We start from the raw sequence: 14185 nt of genomic DNA, 5'->3' as shown, positions 1-14185 counted from the left end.
TAATTGCCATTGAAAATGATTTTTCCGCGGTCTACTATGTGAACATTAGCAAAACGGAACTCTGTTTTATTTTTATGATGGGGATGTTCCAGGAGTTCTTCTTAACCTCAGAACCTTGCCTGTGGTGAGCAGGCCGTGAAAGAAAGGAACCAGATATGATTCTTGATGCATTCTCTCTTCAGGGGAAAGTTGCGGTAGTGACCGGCTGCGACACCGGTTTAGGCCAGGGCATGGCGGTTGGGCTGGCGGAAGCGGGCTGCGATATCGTCGGTATTAATATCGTTGAACCGACGGAAACCATCGAGCGCGTTACCGCGCTGGGGCGTCGTTTTTTAAGCCTCACCGCCGACCTGCGGCAGATAGATGGTATTCCGCAGTTGCTTGAGCGCGCGGTGGCGGAATTCGGTCACATCGATATTCTGGTCAATAACGCGGGGCTGATCCGCCGTCAGGATGCTATCGAATTCAGCGAGAAAGACTGGGATGACGTGATGAACCTGAACATCAAAAGCGTCTTCTTTATGTCCCAGGCCGCGGCGAAGCATTTCATCGCCCAGGGTAACGGCGGCAAGATCATCAATATTGCCTCCATGCTGTCGTTCCAGGGCGGGATCCGCGTGCCGTCCTACACCGCCTCGAAAAGCGGCGTCATGGGCGTAACTCGCCTGCTGGCCAACGAATGGGCGAAGCATAATATCAATGTTAACGCCATTGCCCCCGGCTACATGGCAACCAACAATACCCAGCAGCTGCGTGCCGATGAACAGCGCAGCGCGGAAATTCTCGACCGTATCCCGGCCGGTCGCTGGGGGCTGCCGAGCGATTTAATGGGGCCGGTGGTGTTTCTCGCCTCCCGCGCATCCGATTACATTAACGGTTACACCGTGGCGGTAGATGGCGGTTGGCTGGCGCGCTAACAGACATAAGTCGAACAACCCGCCAACCGGCGGGTTGTTTTCTGAACAATAATCGTCCATATCATGAGGTTTAAATAATCCATACTCGTTAGTAATGGAAAATAAAATACTCGCCATACATCAGGGTTGTTTTGACGATCGGACAGCATTTTTTGCATAAGATAAAGTTTAATGTCCATCACAAAAACAATGCTACCAGCCATTTTATCCATATCTTCGCCATCTCCCGCCTGACACCTTAGCCCTGCGATCCCGTACTTTCACTGCACGCATACTCTGTTGAGGCAGGAAAAAAATGACTTCATTGACCACCGATCCGGGTTTACTCCCCAATGCGCAGCGCAACACCCGGCGCATGAACCAGTTTGTCTCCATTGCCGCCGCGGTGGCGGGTTTGTTATTCGGCCTTGATATTGGCGTGATTGCCGGGGCGCTCCCCTTCATTACCGATCATTTCGTGTTATCCAGCCGTCTGCAGGAGTGGGTAGTCAGCAGTATGATGCTGGGCGCGGCGATTGGCGCGCTGTTCAACGGCTGGCTCTCTTTCCGTCTTGGCCGTAAATACAGCCTGATGGTCGGCGCAGTGCTATTTGTGGCGGGCTCTATCGGCTCGGCATTCGCCACCAGCGTCGAGATGCTGCTGGCGGCGCGCATTGTCCTTGGCGTCGCCGTCGGTATCGCCTCCTATACCGCGCCGCTCTATCTTTCTGAAATGGCGAGTGAAAACGTTCGCGGCAAGATGATCAGCATGTATCAGTTGATGGTCACGCTTGGCATCGTGCTGGCGTTCTTATCCGATACCGCTTTCAGCTACAGCGGCAACTGGCGGGCGATGCTTGGCGTGCTGGCGCTGCCGGCGGTATTGCTGATTATCCTGGTGGTGTTCCTGCCTAACAGCCCGCGCTGGCTGGCGGAAAAAGGCCGCCATATCGAGGCCGAAGAAGTGCTGCGCATGCTGCGCGATACCTCGGAAAAAGCCCGCGATGAGCTGAATGAAATCCGCGAAAGCCTAAAGTTGAAGCAGGGCGGTTGGGCGCTATTCAAAGTGAACCGCAACGTGCGTCGGGCGGTGTTCCTCGGCATGTTATTGCAGGCGATGCAGCAGTTTACCGGCATGAATATCATCATGTATTACGCGCCGCGGATCTTCAAAATGGCCGGTTTTACCACCACCGAACAGCAGATGATCGCCACGCTGGTGGTCGGCCTGACCTTTATGTTCGCGACCTTTATCGCGGTGTTTACCGTCGACAAGGCCGGACGTAAACCGGCGTTGAAAATCGGCTTTAGCGTGATGGCGTTGGGCACCCTGGTGCTGGGCTACTGCCTGATGCAGTTTGATAACGGTACCGCCGGTAGCGGCCTCTCTTGGCTGTCGGTGGGGATGACCATGATGTGCATAGCCGGGTACGCGATGAGCGCCGCGCCGGTGGTGTGGATCCTCTGCTCCGAGATCCAGCCGCTAAAATGCCGCGACTTCGGCATCACCTGTTCGACCACTACCAACTGGGTGTCGAACATGATTATTGGCGCGACCTTCCTGACGCTGCTGGACGCGATTGGCGCGGCAGGCACGTTCTGGCTCTATACCGCGCTGAACGTGGCCTTCATCGGCGTGACCTTCTGGCTGATCCCGGAAACCAAAAACGTGACGCTGGAGCACATCGAACGCAAGCTGATGTCCGGCGAAAAGCTGCGTAACATCGGCAACTGATCACACGGATTCACGCGGCAGCCACGGGCTGGGAACCTTAATGGTATCCCGATGGCTGTCGCCGTTAATGATATGCAGGGCGCTCAGGCGGCCAATTTCATAATGCGGCAGTTGCACCGTTGACAGCGGCGGCAGGAAGAGATCGCCAATACCCACCATATTGTCATAACCCACCACCGCCACATCTTCCGGGATCCGCAAACCCTGCGCCAGCAGCGTCTGGTAGACCATAAAGGCGATGCGATCGTTGCCGCACACCACGGAATCAAACCGCGGTTTACCCTGCTCAATATGGGCCAGCAGCTGGCCGGGAATATCGCGATAGTGTTCGTCACCGTAGGTCATATAGCAGTGATCGAGCGTATCCGGATCAACCTGCGCCTCACGGCAGGCGCGTTCCAGCCCCTGTCGGCGGCGTATCGTCGCCAGATGCCTGGCCGGAAGATGCAAACAGAGCGGGCGGCGATAGCCGGCGGCCAGCAGCGCTTTCACCGCGTCGTACTGGCCCTGTTCATCATCCGGAATATAGCTGGCGACGTTCTCGTTCAGACTTTCGCAGTTGGCCAGCACACAGGGCAGCGTCAACAATTTTGCCGGTAGCGGAACCTGGCGCAGCCCCATGGTGGTGTAAATGATGCCGTCCGGGCGATGGGAAAGCAGCAGGTCGAGAATGGCATCAGGGTTGTCATCCGAGAACATATTGACCACAAAGCTGTTCCAGCCGTGGGCCCGCGCCGTCTCTTCGATAGAGAGCGTTATCTCTACCGAGAAAGGGGTGGTCACCGTGTCCAGCGCCAGTACGCCGATGGTGCTCGGCGTTGCCCGGGCGCCGCGAATTTTCTTCGCCGACAGGTCGGGGACGTAATTGGTCTGTTCAATCGCTGCCTGTACGCGGGCGAGCGTTTCCGCCTTCAGGCGCTCCGGGCTGTTCAGCGCGCGGGATACCGTCATCAGTGAGACGTTGGCTAGCTTCGCTACATCTTTCAGGGATGCCATGGTGATTACTCCGGTATACAACTAAGTCGCTGATGTAAAAGGATCATACGATAGTCTATCCCAGCCCGATGGTGAAGCATGGCGAGGAATAGTTGATCGCGATCTCATCTCCATTATGTTAACGTTAACTTTTGTGATTAACATCATGAATCGTCACAAAACCAGATGAGAGTTGTTTTTTGTTAACGTTACCATTTGCACATTACTCCAACACGAGAATGTCATGATGAAGACACATCACTCTCACAGCTACCCCTTACTCAGTGCCTTACTGTTTTTCTTTTTTGTTACCTGGTCTTCTTCCGGCTCGTTGCTTTCCATCTGGCTACATCAGGAGGTAGGGCTGAAAGCCGGGGATACCGGCATTATCTACGCGGTGCTGTCGGTCTCGGCGCTATTCGCCCAGATTTGCTACGGCTTTATTCAGGATAAACTGGGGCTGCGCAAAAATTTACTCTGGTATATCACCGTCTTACTGATCCTTTCCGGCCCGGCCTATCTGCTGTTTGGCTATCTGCTCAAAATCAACGTGCTGCTCGGCAGTATTTTTGGCGGCATCTATATCGGCCTGACCTTTAACGGCGGCATTGGCGTGCTGGAGTCCTATACCGAGCGCGTGGCGCGGCAAAGCCAGTTTGAATTCGGCAAAGCGCGGATGTGGGGATCGCTGGGCTGGGCGGTGGCGACCTTTTTCGCCGGGCTGCTGTTCAACATTAACCCACAGCTGAATTTCGCCGTCGCCAGCTGTTCCGGTTTGGTTTTCTTCATGTTGCTGGCGCGGCTTAAGGTTTCTTCAGCGCCGCACGCCATGCAGGAGGCGGTCAGTGGCGGTAAAGTCACGCTGGAAGACGCGCTGCGCCTGCTGACGCTGCCGCGCTTCTGGGCGCTGGTGTTTTTCGTCGTCGGCACCTGTATTTACGGCGTTTACGACCAGCAATTCCCGGTCTATTTCTCTTCGCAGTTCGCCACGCTGCATGAAGGGAACGCGATGTATGGCTATCTCAACTCATTCCAGGTGTTCCTCGAAGCGGCGGGGATGTTCTGCGCCCCGTGGCTGGTCAATCGTATTGGCGCGAAAAACGGCCTGATCTTCGCCGGCATGGTGATGGCGATGCGCATGGTGGCCTCCGGGCTGGTGGAAGGCCCGGTTCTGATCTCGATTACGAAACTGCTGCACGCCGTGGAATTGCCGGTGCTGCTGGTTTCCATCTTTAAATACAACAGCCTGAACTTTGATAAACGCCTTTCTTCCACCCTGTACCTGGTTGGTTTCGCCTGCACCAGTTCGGTTATCGCCACCGTACTGTCGCCGCTGGCGGGCTATAGCTACGAAAAATACGGTTTCGCCGACTCCTATTTGATCATGGGACTGCTGGTGTTCTGTACCACCTTCATCTCCATCTTCCTGCTGCGATCCAATAAGGCCTCTTCGGATTCGCTCATGTCGCAGCCATCCACTATCTGACTGAAAAGAGAAATGAATATGATGTATTCCATTAGTAACGCGGAGCGGGAACTGCAGACGAAAAGCGTGGATCTCAACCCGCGCTGGTATCCGCGTTATCACCTGGCGGCCCGTGCCGGCTGGATCAACGACCCCAACGGGCTGGTATGGTTCGACGGCTGGTACCACGCGTTTTATCAGCACCACCCGTATTCAAACCAGTGGGGGCCGATGCACTGGGGCCACGCGCGCAGCAAGGATCTTGTGCATTGGGAACACCTGCCGGTGGCGCTGGCGCCGGAAGGGCCGGAAGATAAAGACGGCTGCTTCTCCGGCTCGGCGGTGGTTGATGGTGATACGCTGGCGCTTATCTACACCGGCCATAAATTTCATGGCGATCCCGCTGATGAAAATAACCTGTACCAGGTGCAGTGCCTGGCGACCAGCCGCGACGGCATCCATTTTGAGCGTCAGGGGATGGTTATCGATACCCCGCCGGGGATGCACCATTTTCGCGACCCGAAAGTATGGCGTGAAGGTGAAAGCTGGTACATGGTGGTCGGCGCGCGGGTAGACGACGTCGGCCAGGTGCGGTTGTACCGTTCCGCCGACCTGCGCCACTGGCAGGATGCCGGTATTCTTGCCCAGGCCGAAGCGGGGATGGGCTACATGTGGGAGTGCCCGGATTTCTTTGAACTCGATGGTAAGCGGGTGCTGATGTTCTCGCCGCAGGGGATGGCCGCAGACGGCTTTGCCCGGCGCAATTTATTCCAGAGCGGCTACCTGCTGGGAGACTGGCAGCCGGGGCAACCTTTTGTCCGCGAAGAGGCGTTTGTTGAACTCGACAGCGGCCACGATTTCTATGCGCCGCAAAGCTTCCTCACCCCCGATGGCCGACGAATTGTTATCGGCTGGCTGGACATGTGGGAGTCGCCGCTGCCGGAGCAGCAGGACGGTTGGGCCGGTATGCTGTCGCTGCCGCGCGAGTTAAGCCTCGGCGCGAATAATCGGTTATTGATGCGTCCGGCAAAAGAGGTGGAAGGCCTGCGCCGCGACTGGTTCCCGTGGCCGGTCAGTTCGTTGAAGAATCAGCAGCTGACGATGGTAGAGCACTGCGAAACCATGGAGGTCAACCTGCATTGGGATACGGCCAATAGCGGCGCCGAGCAGTACGGTTTGAGCTTTGGCGAAGGGCTGAGGGTATATGTCGACAATCAGATGCAGCGTCTGGTGCTGGAGCGCCGCTATCCGCAATATGGTTTGTGCGGCACCCGCAGCGTTGCGTTACCGGCCGGTTCGGCGTTGAAGCTGCGGCTATTTTTCGATAGCTCATCCGTTGAGGTTTTCGTCAATGATGGCGAAGCCTGCCTCAGCAGCCGTATTTATCCTGATGCCCGGCGCCGGGAATTAGCTTTATTTTCCTGGAGCGGCAGTGCGGCATTAATTGATGGCGGAGCGTGGAATATCTAATTAAAGAGTCATTAACCAGAATCACCCGTTAGCAATCGCTGGCGGGTATTTAATATTTACCAAAATAATAAAACAATACCTTTAATATATAATAAGCAGGGTCTAACGATGAATAAAATCTGGGTTGGATGTCTTATCTCGTCTTTATTTATTCCCGCCGCCGGCGCGCAGCAAACGCTTTCGCTTGAGGAGCGCCTGGCGCAGATGGAGCAGCGCTTAAAAGCCACCGAGCAGCGTGCGCAAAACGCCGAGGCGGAAATCCGCGAACTGAAGCAGCAGGAGCGCGCGACGGCTAAAAGCAGCGCGCCAGCGCCCGCGACGGTTGCCGCGCCCGCGCTGGCGGTGAATAAAGATGTCGATTTAAAATTTTACGGTGATGTTGAATTTAATATGGACGGCGCCAGCCGAACCGGCAGCCTGACCTCGGTAAAAACCAGTGCGAATAAAAACTGGGCGCCGGGGGATAAAGAACGTTGGGATATCAATGGGCGTATTTTGTTAGGGTTCGATGGCTTACGTAAAGGCGCTAATGGTAAATATTCCGGCTTTAGCGTACAGCCGCTGGCGGATATGACCGGAAAAATGAATCTTGATGATGCCGTATTTTTCTTTGGTCAGGAAAATGACTGGAAAATAAAAGTGGGGCGTTTTGAAGCCTACGATATGTTCCCGCTGAATCAGGATACGTTTATTGAATACTCTGGTAATACCGCCAACGATCTCTATAGCGACGGTTACGGTTATATCTACATGATGAAAGAGGGGCGCGGGCGTAGCAGCAGCGGCGGTAATTTCCTGCTGAGCAAATACCTCGATAACTGGTACTTTGAGCTCAACACGCTGGTGGAAGACGGCAGTTCGCTGTTTGTCGATCAAAACTACCACGGCAACGCGCTCGATAATCGTAAAAACGTGGTCTACGTGCGGCCGGTGGCGGCCTGGCAGTCCGGGCCGTGGTCGGTGGCGGCGGCGGTTGAGAGCAATCTGGTGAACAATGCTTATGGCTATCAAAACCAGAATGGACGCTGGGTCGATCAGTCCAGCCGTACCGGTTACGGTCTGACGATGAGCTGGAATACGCTTAAAACCGATGCCGAAGATGGCATGGTGGTGAATCTCAGCACCGCTTATCTGGACGCGGCGGATGAAGAGGATTTCAGCGCCGGTATTAACGCGCTGTGGCATCGCGTCGAGCTGGGATATATCTACGCGCACAACAAAATCGACCAGTTCAACATGGCGGGGGTCAGCGGCGAGTGCGATGGCGACTGCGCGATTCTGACGCCGGGCCGCTATGACATCCACACGATTCATACCTCCTGGCAACTGCCGAATATCATGGATATGCCGAACTTTAATATTTATCTCGGCGCCTATGCCTCATGGCTGGATTCGTCGGCCCAACAGGGCGGGAACGCCGACGAACGCTATGGCGCGCGCGTGCGCTTTAAATATTTCTTCTGATGTGGCCGCCGCCCAACAGCAACAGTGGAAAGTTATCGGCAGGTTTGCTTCACTGGAGCAAACCATAAAGGAGCAGATAATGAAAACCATCGGCCTGCTGGGCGGCATGAGCTGGGAATCCACCATTCCCTATTACCGGTTAATTAATGAAGGCATTAAAGCGCGGCTCGGCGGCCTGCATTCCGCCAGCCTGTTGCTTCATAGCGTTGATTTTCATGAGATTGAAGCCTGCCAGTCGGCAGGGGAGTGGGATCGCGCCGGCGAGATCCTCGCCGCGGCGGCGCTGGGGCTACAGCAGGCCGGCGCCGAGGGCATCGTGCTGTGCACCAACACCATGCATAAGGTGGCTGAGGCGATTGAAGCCCGCTGCGAGGTGCCGTTCCTGCATATCGCCGACGCCACCGGGCGGGCTATCAGCGCTAAAGGCCAGCGTCGGGTCGCGCTATTGGGTACCCGCTACACCATGGAGCAGGATTTTTATCGCGGCCGTCTGCAGCAGCAGTTTGCCATTGAGACGCTGATCCCGCAGGCCGACGATCGGGCGCGCATCAATCAGATTATTTTTGATGAGCTGTGCCTCGGCACCTTTAGCGACGCCTCGCGCGACTATTATCTGCAGGTCATCGAGGCGCTGGCGGCGCAGGGGGCGGAAGGCGTTATCTTCGGCTGCACCGAAATCGGCCTGTTGGTACCGGAAACGAGTAGCCCGCTGCCGGTATTTGATACCGCGGCGATCCATGCCGCCGACGCGGTGGAATTTATGCTCTCTTAAGTACCGCCGCCAGCGGCTGTTCGATACGCGGCAGGCTGGTTTGCAGATGCTGGACAAAGGCGTCGACCAGCGCGGAACCGGGGCGATGTAGCGGGCGGATTAGGCTGACGGTAAAGGGCACATCGACGCTGAATCGCCGCACCACCACGCCGCTCTCAGCGTAGTCGAGGGCGGTGAGCGGGTTGACCACCGAAATGCCCGCTCCGGCGCGCACCATCGCGCAGATCGACGCCGCGCTGTGGGTTTCCACCACCATCCGTCGTTTTACCTGGTGCTCCATAAACAGCGCATCAAGCAGCTGGCGGTAGCTGTCGGTGCGCGACAGGCTGATATAGTTTTCGCCGTGGAAGTCGGCGGGGGTGAGTTCGGTTTTCGCGGCCAGCGGGTGATCCTGTGGCAGTACGCAGACCTCATTTAAGGTCAGCAGCGGCGTGCGCTCGGTGCCGGCCGGCGTATGCAGCGTTTCCGTTAACCCTAAATCGTGGCGCTGGGCGGACAACCACTCCTCCAGCAGCGGCGACTCCTGCGGCACGATCTGCAGGCTGACGTCCGGATAGCGCGCGAGGAACGGTTGTAGCAGCAGCGGCAGAAATGACTGCGAAAAGACCGGCAGACAGGCTATCGACAGCTCTCCCTGGCGGAATTCGCGCAGGCTCTCCGCGGCGCTAACGATGCGATCCAGCCCGTACCACGAGCGCTGTACTTCTTCAAACAGTCGCAGCCCCTGGACCGTCGGCTGCAGACGGCCGCGGGCGCGGTCAAACAGCTTTAAGCCGAGTACTTTCTCAAAGCGCGCCAGTTCACGGCTGACCGTAGGCTGCGAGGTGTGCAGCATCCGCGCCGCTTCGGTCAGGTTGCCGGTGGTCATCACCGCGTGGAAAATCTCAATATGGCGTAAGTTGACGGCAGGCATGGGCGGCTCCCGGTTAGCATCAGATAGCCATATCATTTTTGCATAGACTCGCGACAAAACGATATTTTTTATTCTCTTCCCGCTGTGGCGTAATCGGAAAAAACATCGACAAACACACGCACGCACCGGAGTCCTTATGCCACGCTCGCTGAACGCCACCGATACCGATCTGACCGCCGACAATCTACTGCGCCTGCCCGCTGAGTTCGGCTGCCCGGTATGGGTCTATGACGCGCAGATTATCCGCCGCCAGATTGCCCAACTTAGCCAGTTTGACGTAGTGCGTTTTGCGCAGAAGGCCTGCTCCAATATTCATATTCTGCGTCTGATGCGCGAGCAGGGCGTGAAGGTGGATTCGGTGTCGCTTGGCGAGATCGAACGCGCGCTGGCGGCAGGTTACGATCCCGTGCAGCATCCGGACGATATCGTCTTTACCGCCGATCTAATCGATCGCGCGACCCTCGAGCGGGTGAAAGCGTTACAGATCCCAGTGAATGCCGGATCCGTGGATATGCTTAGCCAACTGGGTGAAGTCTCTCCGGGCCACCGCGTCTGGCTGCGGGTCAATCCAGGATTTGGCCACGGCCACAGCCAGAAGACCAATACCGGCGGTGAAAACAGCAAACACGGTATCTGGTTTAGCCAGCTGCCGCAGGCGCTGGAGGTGATTCGCCGCCATTCGCTGCAGCTGGTCGGCATCCATATGCATATCGGCTCCGGCGTCGATTACGGCCATCTTGAGCAGGTGTGCGGCGCGATGGTGCGCCAGGTGGTGGAGTTTGGTCAGGATCTGCAGGCGATCTCCGCCGGCGGCGGATTATCGATCCCCTATCACGAAGGCGAAGAGGCGATCGATACCGATCACTACTTTGGCCTGTGGAATGCGGCGCGCGAGCAGATCGCCAAACATCTGGGGCATCCGGTGAAGCTGGAGATCGAGCCGGGGCGTTTCCTGGTGGCGGAATCCGGGGTGCTGGTATCACAGGTGCGTAGCGTGAAAGAGATGGGCAGCCGCCACTTCGTGCTGATCGACGCCGGCTTTAACGATCTGATGCGCCCGGCCATGTACGGCAGCTATCATCATATTACCGCGCTGGCGGCGGACGGGCGCGACCTGAGCGGCGAGCCGCAGCTGGAAACCGTGGTCGCGGGGCCGCTGTGCGAATCCGGCGACGTCTTTACCCAGCAGGAGGGCGGCAAAGTGGAAACTCGCCTACTGCCGGCGGTCTCGCCGGGGGATTACCTGGTGCTGCACGACACCGGCGCCTACGGCGCATCGATGTCTTCAAACTACAACAGCCGCCCGTTACTACCGGAAGTGCTGTTTGATAACGGCAGCGCGCGCCTGATTCGCCGTCGCCAGACCATTGAAGAACTGCTGGCGCTGGAGCTTATTTAAAGAATGGCCCCGTCGTCACCGATTCACGCAGTACCAGCGTACCGGTGAACGGCGGGATTGTTTCGATCGGCTGTGCGTTGGCGAGCTTAATCGCCTGGTCGATGGCGGTGGTAATCATATTGTCGATCGGCAGATAAACCGTTGATAATCCCGGCTCCAGCCACTTCGCGCTAGGAGCGTCGTCAAAGCCGAAGAGCGATACGTCCTGCGGAATGCGCAGCCCCGCCTGATATAGCGCTTTCGAGGCGCCCAACGCCATATCATCGTTACAGGAGAAGAGCGCGCTAAACGGCGTTTTCTCTTCTAATAATTCCCGACACAGCTCATAACCGCGGGTCATCGTTGAATCGCCGTACTTGACCCGCGCCGGTTCCCACGCAATTCCGTGCTTTTCCAGCGCGCTGCGGTAGCCCGCCAGGCGCGCTTTACCCGTTGGGGTATGCATCGGTACGGTCAGGCAGGCGATATCGCGGTGCCCCTGGGAGATCAGATAGTCGACGGCCTGAAACGCCGCTTCCTGCTGTTCAAAGAACACGCAGCGTTCCCGCGCCTGGCTAACGTCGCGGTTAATCACCACCAGCGGCGTTTCAATGGTTTCGATAAGCGACATAATTTTCTGTTCGCTCATATGGCGGGTGTAGAGCACGATGGCGTCACACTGACGGTCGGCCAACATTTGTACCGCTTCTTCTTCCCGCTCGGGCGCATCGTGGCCGTCGGTGACGATAAGCTGTTTGCCCCAGGCTTCCGTTTGGCGCGACGCCTGTTGCAGCAAGCGGCCAAAGTAAAAACCGTCGAATGTCGATACCACCAGTCCAATGCTGTTGCTGGTGCGATTCGCCAGCGAGCGGGCGAGAAAATTAGGCCGGTAGCCCAGCTCTTCCATCGCTTTGAATACCTGTTGGCGGGTACTCTCTTTTACCTGACCTGTGCCGTTCAACACGCGGGAAACCGTCGCTTTCGAGACGCCTGCGCGTATTGAGACATCCAGCATTGTTGCCATTCGTCGATTCCTGATAACCCGTGATTGGGCGCAGTTTACCACAGTCATTCAGAGGGATATGAGCCTGACGACGGCAAAGACTATCGCGATCACGCTTTTTGCAGAAATCCTCTGGAAGGCATTTTCCGACCCCTGATGCGCGGGCGCGAGCGGCGCGCTAGAATTCATCGATTCACAGGGGGAAAAAATGCAGATTCAACCGTTGTACGCCGCGCCGCAGCATGGGCCGCAGGTGGCGGAGTGGCTATGGCAGGCTTTTGCCGGCGATGCCTTACCGCAGGCGTTTTTTAGCAGTATTGTTGAACATAGCCAAACGCCGGGGGCGCTGCCACTGACCTTTATCGCCACCGATGGCGAGGCGCTGTTGGGTACCGTGGGGCTGTGGCGTTGCGATTTGATAAGCCGTCAGGATCTGTTTCCATGGATGGCGGCGCTCTTTGTCGCCGAAACGGCGCGCGGGCAGGGGCTGGCCGGGAAGCTGCAGCGGCACGTCATCGACTATGCCCGCCAGTGCGGTTATCCGCAGCTTTATCTCTATTCCGCCTGCCGCGATTTTTATGAGCGCTTTGGCTGGCGCTATATCGGCGAGGGCCTGGATTACCCGGCCACCGCCGTGAGCCTGTACCGCTATGACTTGTCACTTTCCGCGGGCGTTATCACCGAGTGACGGCGCACCAGCGTCGGGCTGAAGAGGTGAGTGATTTCCGGCGCCGGACGCTGTTCTGCTAGTGCCAGGGCCAGCTCCGCCGCCTGGGTCGCCATGGTGACGATCGGATAACGTACGGTGGTCAGGCGGGGGCGCACGTAGCGCGAGATCAGCACATCATCGAAGCCAATCAGCGAAATTTCCTGCGGCACCTCGATACCGTTATCGTTGAGCACCCCCATCGCGCCTGCGGCCATTGAATCGTTGTAACAGGCGACGGCGGTAAAGTTTCTGCCGCGGCCTAATAGCTCGGTCATCGCCAGCTCGCCGCCGCTTTCGTCAGGTTCGGCGAAGGTGACCAGCCGGTCGTTGACGGCCAGGCCGCTCTCCTTCAGGGCATCGTAATAACCTTGCAGCCGGTCTTCGGCATCGGAAATCGCGTGGTTGGAGCAGATATAGCCAATGCGGCTGTGGCCCTGCTGAATCAGATGGCGCGTCGCCAGCCAGGCGCCGTAGCGGTCATCGAGCGCCACGCTACGCTGTTCGAAACCCGGCACGATGCGGTTAATTAACACCATGCCGGGGATCTGTTTCATCAGCCCCGCCAGCTCGTCGTCGGGGATCATTTTGGCGTGCACCACCAGCGCCGCGCAGCGGTGACGGATTAGCTGTTCAATCGCCTGACGTTCCTTTTGCACGTTGTGGTAGCCGTTGCCGATAAGCAAAAAATTACCGGTGCTGTAGGCCACCTGCTCGACGGCTTTGACCATCGCGCCGAAGAAGGGATCGGAAACGTCGCCCACCACCAGGCCGATGGTTTCCGTTGACTGCTGCGCCAGCGCGCGGGCGTTGGCATTGGGGTGGTAGTTCAGGGTTTCCATCGCCGCCGTCACCGACTGACGAGAGGCTTCACTCGCTTTTGGCGAGTTGTTGATAACGCGTGAGACGGTAGCGACGGACACTCCTGCGAGTCGGGCTACATCCTTAATTGTCGCCATACCGGACCTTTTTTAGGGTAAGCGTTTACATAATAGTTATGTTACGGGAAAGCGCAGCGGATTCAAGGCTACGGCCATTCTGGTTGATACAAATGTGACGCAGACAGAGATTAGCAGTGACAAAGTTACACAGCACAATGCGTGGGATGCAACGGTGAAAAGAGAATTCTCATCTTTGCTTACACTTTGCGATTAGCTGTTGCGAATGTTCGCTGGTTTCGTTGAGTGCTGCATTGATACTCTGGCTATCCCAGAGGTATTGATAGGTGGAGTCAACGTCACGTTGACCACTTAATTACACCAACCTGCGCAGATGCGCAGGTTTTTTTTTGTCTGTTATTCATGCTGTTACAGACAGCGAAAATCGCAATACCTGGTTGCACTTAGGCTCATTCCCTTGCGTTTTCGCGCTGGCGCGGTCGCGGGTAAAAACGCGACAATCAGGGTCC

At 57.0% G+C, this 14185-nt stretch carries 12 protein-coding genes; 8 read left to right on the top strand and 4 right to left on the bottom strand.

Annotated features, from left to right (window positions below; all coding sequences use genetic code 11):
- Window positions 1-155: 155 nt before the first annotated feature.
- The gene (kduD, locus tag PGR79_RS05970) at window positions 156-917 is read left to right on the top strand and encodes a 2-dehydro-3-deoxy-D-gluconate 5-dehydrogenase KduD (RefSeq protein ID WP_047078957.1); all 762 of its coding nucleotides are present in this window, start codon (window positions 156-158) and stop codon (window positions 915-917) included.
- A 295-nt stretch (window positions 918-1212) separates the two neighbouring features.
- Window positions 1213-2631, top strand: coding sequence for an arabinose-proton symporter AraE (araE, locus tag PGR79_RS05965; RefSeq protein ID WP_015369908.1), 1419 nt, complete (start codon window positions 1213-1215; stop codon window positions 2629-2631).
- Here araE and PGR79_RS05960 read toward each other — a convergent pair whose 3' ends face one another.
- Window positions 2632-3627 carry a LacI family DNA-binding transcriptional regulator gene (locus PGR79_RS05960; RefSeq protein ID WP_087859686.1) on the bottom strand — a complete coding sequence of 332 codons (996 nt, stop codon included), beginning with the start codon at window positions 3625-3627 and terminating at the stop codon, window positions 2632-2634.
- 223 nt (window positions 3628-3850) lie between these two features.
- Here PGR79_RS05960 and PGR79_RS05955 point away from each other — a divergent pair, with 223 nt between their 5' ends.
- The 4 genes from PGR79_RS05955 (at window position 3851) to PGR79_RS05940 (ending at window position 8777) form a co-directional block, all read left to right on the top strand.
- Window positions 3851-5092: an MFS transporter gene (locus PGR79_RS05955; protein ID WP_045373827.1), complete on the top strand. Its 1242-nt coding sequence runs from the start codon at window positions 3851-3853 to the stop codon at window positions 5090-5092.
- Between the two features lie 18 nt (window positions 5093-5110).
- Window positions 5111-6541 carry a glycoside hydrolase family 32 protein gene (locus tag PGR79_RS05950; RefSeq protein ID WP_213793505.1) on the top strand — a complete coding sequence of 477 codons (1431 nt, stop codon included), beginning with the start codon at window positions 5111-5113 and terminating at the stop codon, window positions 6539-6541.
- Window positions 6542-6649: 108 nt separating this feature from the next.
- Complete coding sequence (locus PGR79_RS05945; protein ID WP_087859684.1) at window positions 6650-8005, top strand: carbohydrate porin; 1356 nt, start codon at window positions 6650-6652, stop codon at window positions 8003-8005.
- A 79-nt stretch (window positions 8006-8084) separates the two neighbouring features.
- Entirely contained in the window at window positions 8085-8777 is a 693-nt protein-coding gene (locus PGR79_RS05940; RefSeq protein WP_047039119.1) for an aspartate/glutamate racemase, read from the top strand.
- On the opposite strand, the gene PGR79_RS05935 is transcribed toward PGR79_RS05940, so the two are convergent.
- A complete protein-coding gene (locus PGR79_RS05935; RefSeq protein ID WP_087859682.1) occupies window positions 8764-9690 on the bottom strand; it encodes a LysR family transcriptional regulator in 927 nt (308 codons plus the stop codon). The genes PGR79_RS05940 and PGR79_RS05935 overlap by 14 nt on opposite strands.
- Window positions 9691-9826: 136 nt before the next feature.
- Between PGR79_RS05935 and lysA the strand changes: the two genes are divergently transcribed.
- Window positions 9827-11089, top strand: coding sequence for a diaminopimelate decarboxylase (lysA, locus tag PGR79_RS05930; RefSeq protein WP_087859681.1), 1263 nt, complete (start codon window positions 9827-9829; stop codon window positions 11087-11089).
- Here lysA and PGR79_RS05925 read toward each other — a convergent pair.
- Window positions 11082-12083, bottom strand: coding sequence for a LacI family DNA-binding transcriptional regulator (locus PGR79_RS05925; RefSeq protein WP_162750124.1), 1002 nt, complete (start codon window positions 12081-12083; stop codon window positions 11082-11084). The genes lysA and PGR79_RS05925 overlap by 8 nt on opposite strands.
- 196 nt (window positions 12084-12279) lie before the next feature.
- Here PGR79_RS05925 and PGR79_RS05920 point away from each other — a divergent pair, with 196 nt between their 5' ends.
- On the top strand, window positions 12280-12759 hold the full coding sequence (locus PGR79_RS05920) for a GNAT family N-acetyltransferase (protein ID WP_015703332.1): 480 nt from the start codon (window positions 12280-12282) through the stop codon (window positions 12757-12759).
- Here PGR79_RS05920 and galR read toward each other — a convergent pair.
- On the bottom strand, window positions 12720-13736 hold the full coding sequence (gene galR / locus PGR79_RS05915; RefSeq protein WP_015703331.1) for an HTH-type transcriptional regulator GalR: 1017 nt from the start codon (window positions 13734-13736) through the stop codon (window positions 12720-12722). The genes PGR79_RS05920 and galR overlap by 40 nt on opposite strands.
- Window positions 13737-14185: the final 449 nt, after the last annotated feature.

Origin of the sequence: Klebsiella sp. 141161 (genome assembly GCF_050600815.1) — a bacterium.
GTDB classification, from domain to species: domain Bacteria; phylum Pseudomonadota; class Gammaproteobacteria; order Enterobacterales; family Enterobacteriaceae; genus Klebsiella; species Klebsiella aerogenes.
Note: the sequence above shows the minus strand (reverse complement) of the source record. Positions and strands in the feature narration are given on the sequence as shown.

What these genes read in the sequence shown, in the direction of transcription:
- kduD (WP_047078957.1), top strand. Translation starts at nt 156, where the DNA reads ATGATTCTTGATGCATTCTCTCTTCAGGGGAAAGTTGCGGTAGTGACC.
- araE (WP_015369908.1), top strand. Translation starts at nt 1,213, where the DNA reads ATGACTTCATTGACCACCGATCCGGGTTTACTCCCCAATGCGCAGCGC.
- PGR79_RS05960 (WP_087859686.1), bottom strand. Translation starts at nt 3,627, where the DNA reads ATGGCATCCCTGAAAGATGTAGCGAAGCTAGCCAACGTCTCACTGATG.
- PGR79_RS05955 (WP_045373827.1), top strand. Translation starts at nt 3,851, where the DNA reads ATGATGAAGACACATCACTCTCACAGCTACCCCTTACTCAGTGCCTTA.
- PGR79_RS05950 (WP_213793505.1), top strand. Translation starts at nt 5,111, where the DNA reads ATGATGTATTCCATTAGTAACGCGGAGCGGGAACTGCAGACGAAAAGC.
- PGR79_RS05945 (WP_087859684.1), top strand. Translation starts at nt 6,650, where the DNA reads ATGAATAAAATCTGGGTTGGATGTCTTATCTCGTCTTTATTTATTCCC.
- PGR79_RS05940 (WP_047039119.1), top strand. Translation starts at nt 8,085, where the DNA reads ATGAAAACCATCGGCCTGCTGGGCGGCATGAGCTGGGAATCCACCATT.
- PGR79_RS05935 (WP_087859682.1), bottom strand. Translation starts at nt 9,690, where the DNA reads ATGCCTGCCGTCAACTTACGCCATATTGAGATTTTCCACGCGGTGATG.
- lysA (WP_087859681.1), top strand. Translation starts at nt 9,827, where the DNA reads ATGCCACGCTCGCTGAACGCCACCGATACCGATCTGACCGCCGACAAT.
- PGR79_RS05925 (WP_162750124.1), bottom strand. Translation starts at nt 12,083, where the DNA reads ATGCTGGATGTCTCAATACGCGCAGGCGTCTCGAAAGCGACGGTTTCC.
- PGR79_RS05920 (WP_015703332.1), top strand. Translation starts at nt 12,280, where the DNA reads ATGCAGATTCAACCGTTGTACGCCGCGCCGCAGCATGGGCCGCAGGTG.
- galR (WP_015703331.1), bottom strand. Translation starts at nt 13,736, where the DNA reads ATGGCGACAATTAAGGATGTAGCCCGACTCGCAGGAGTGTCCGTCGCT.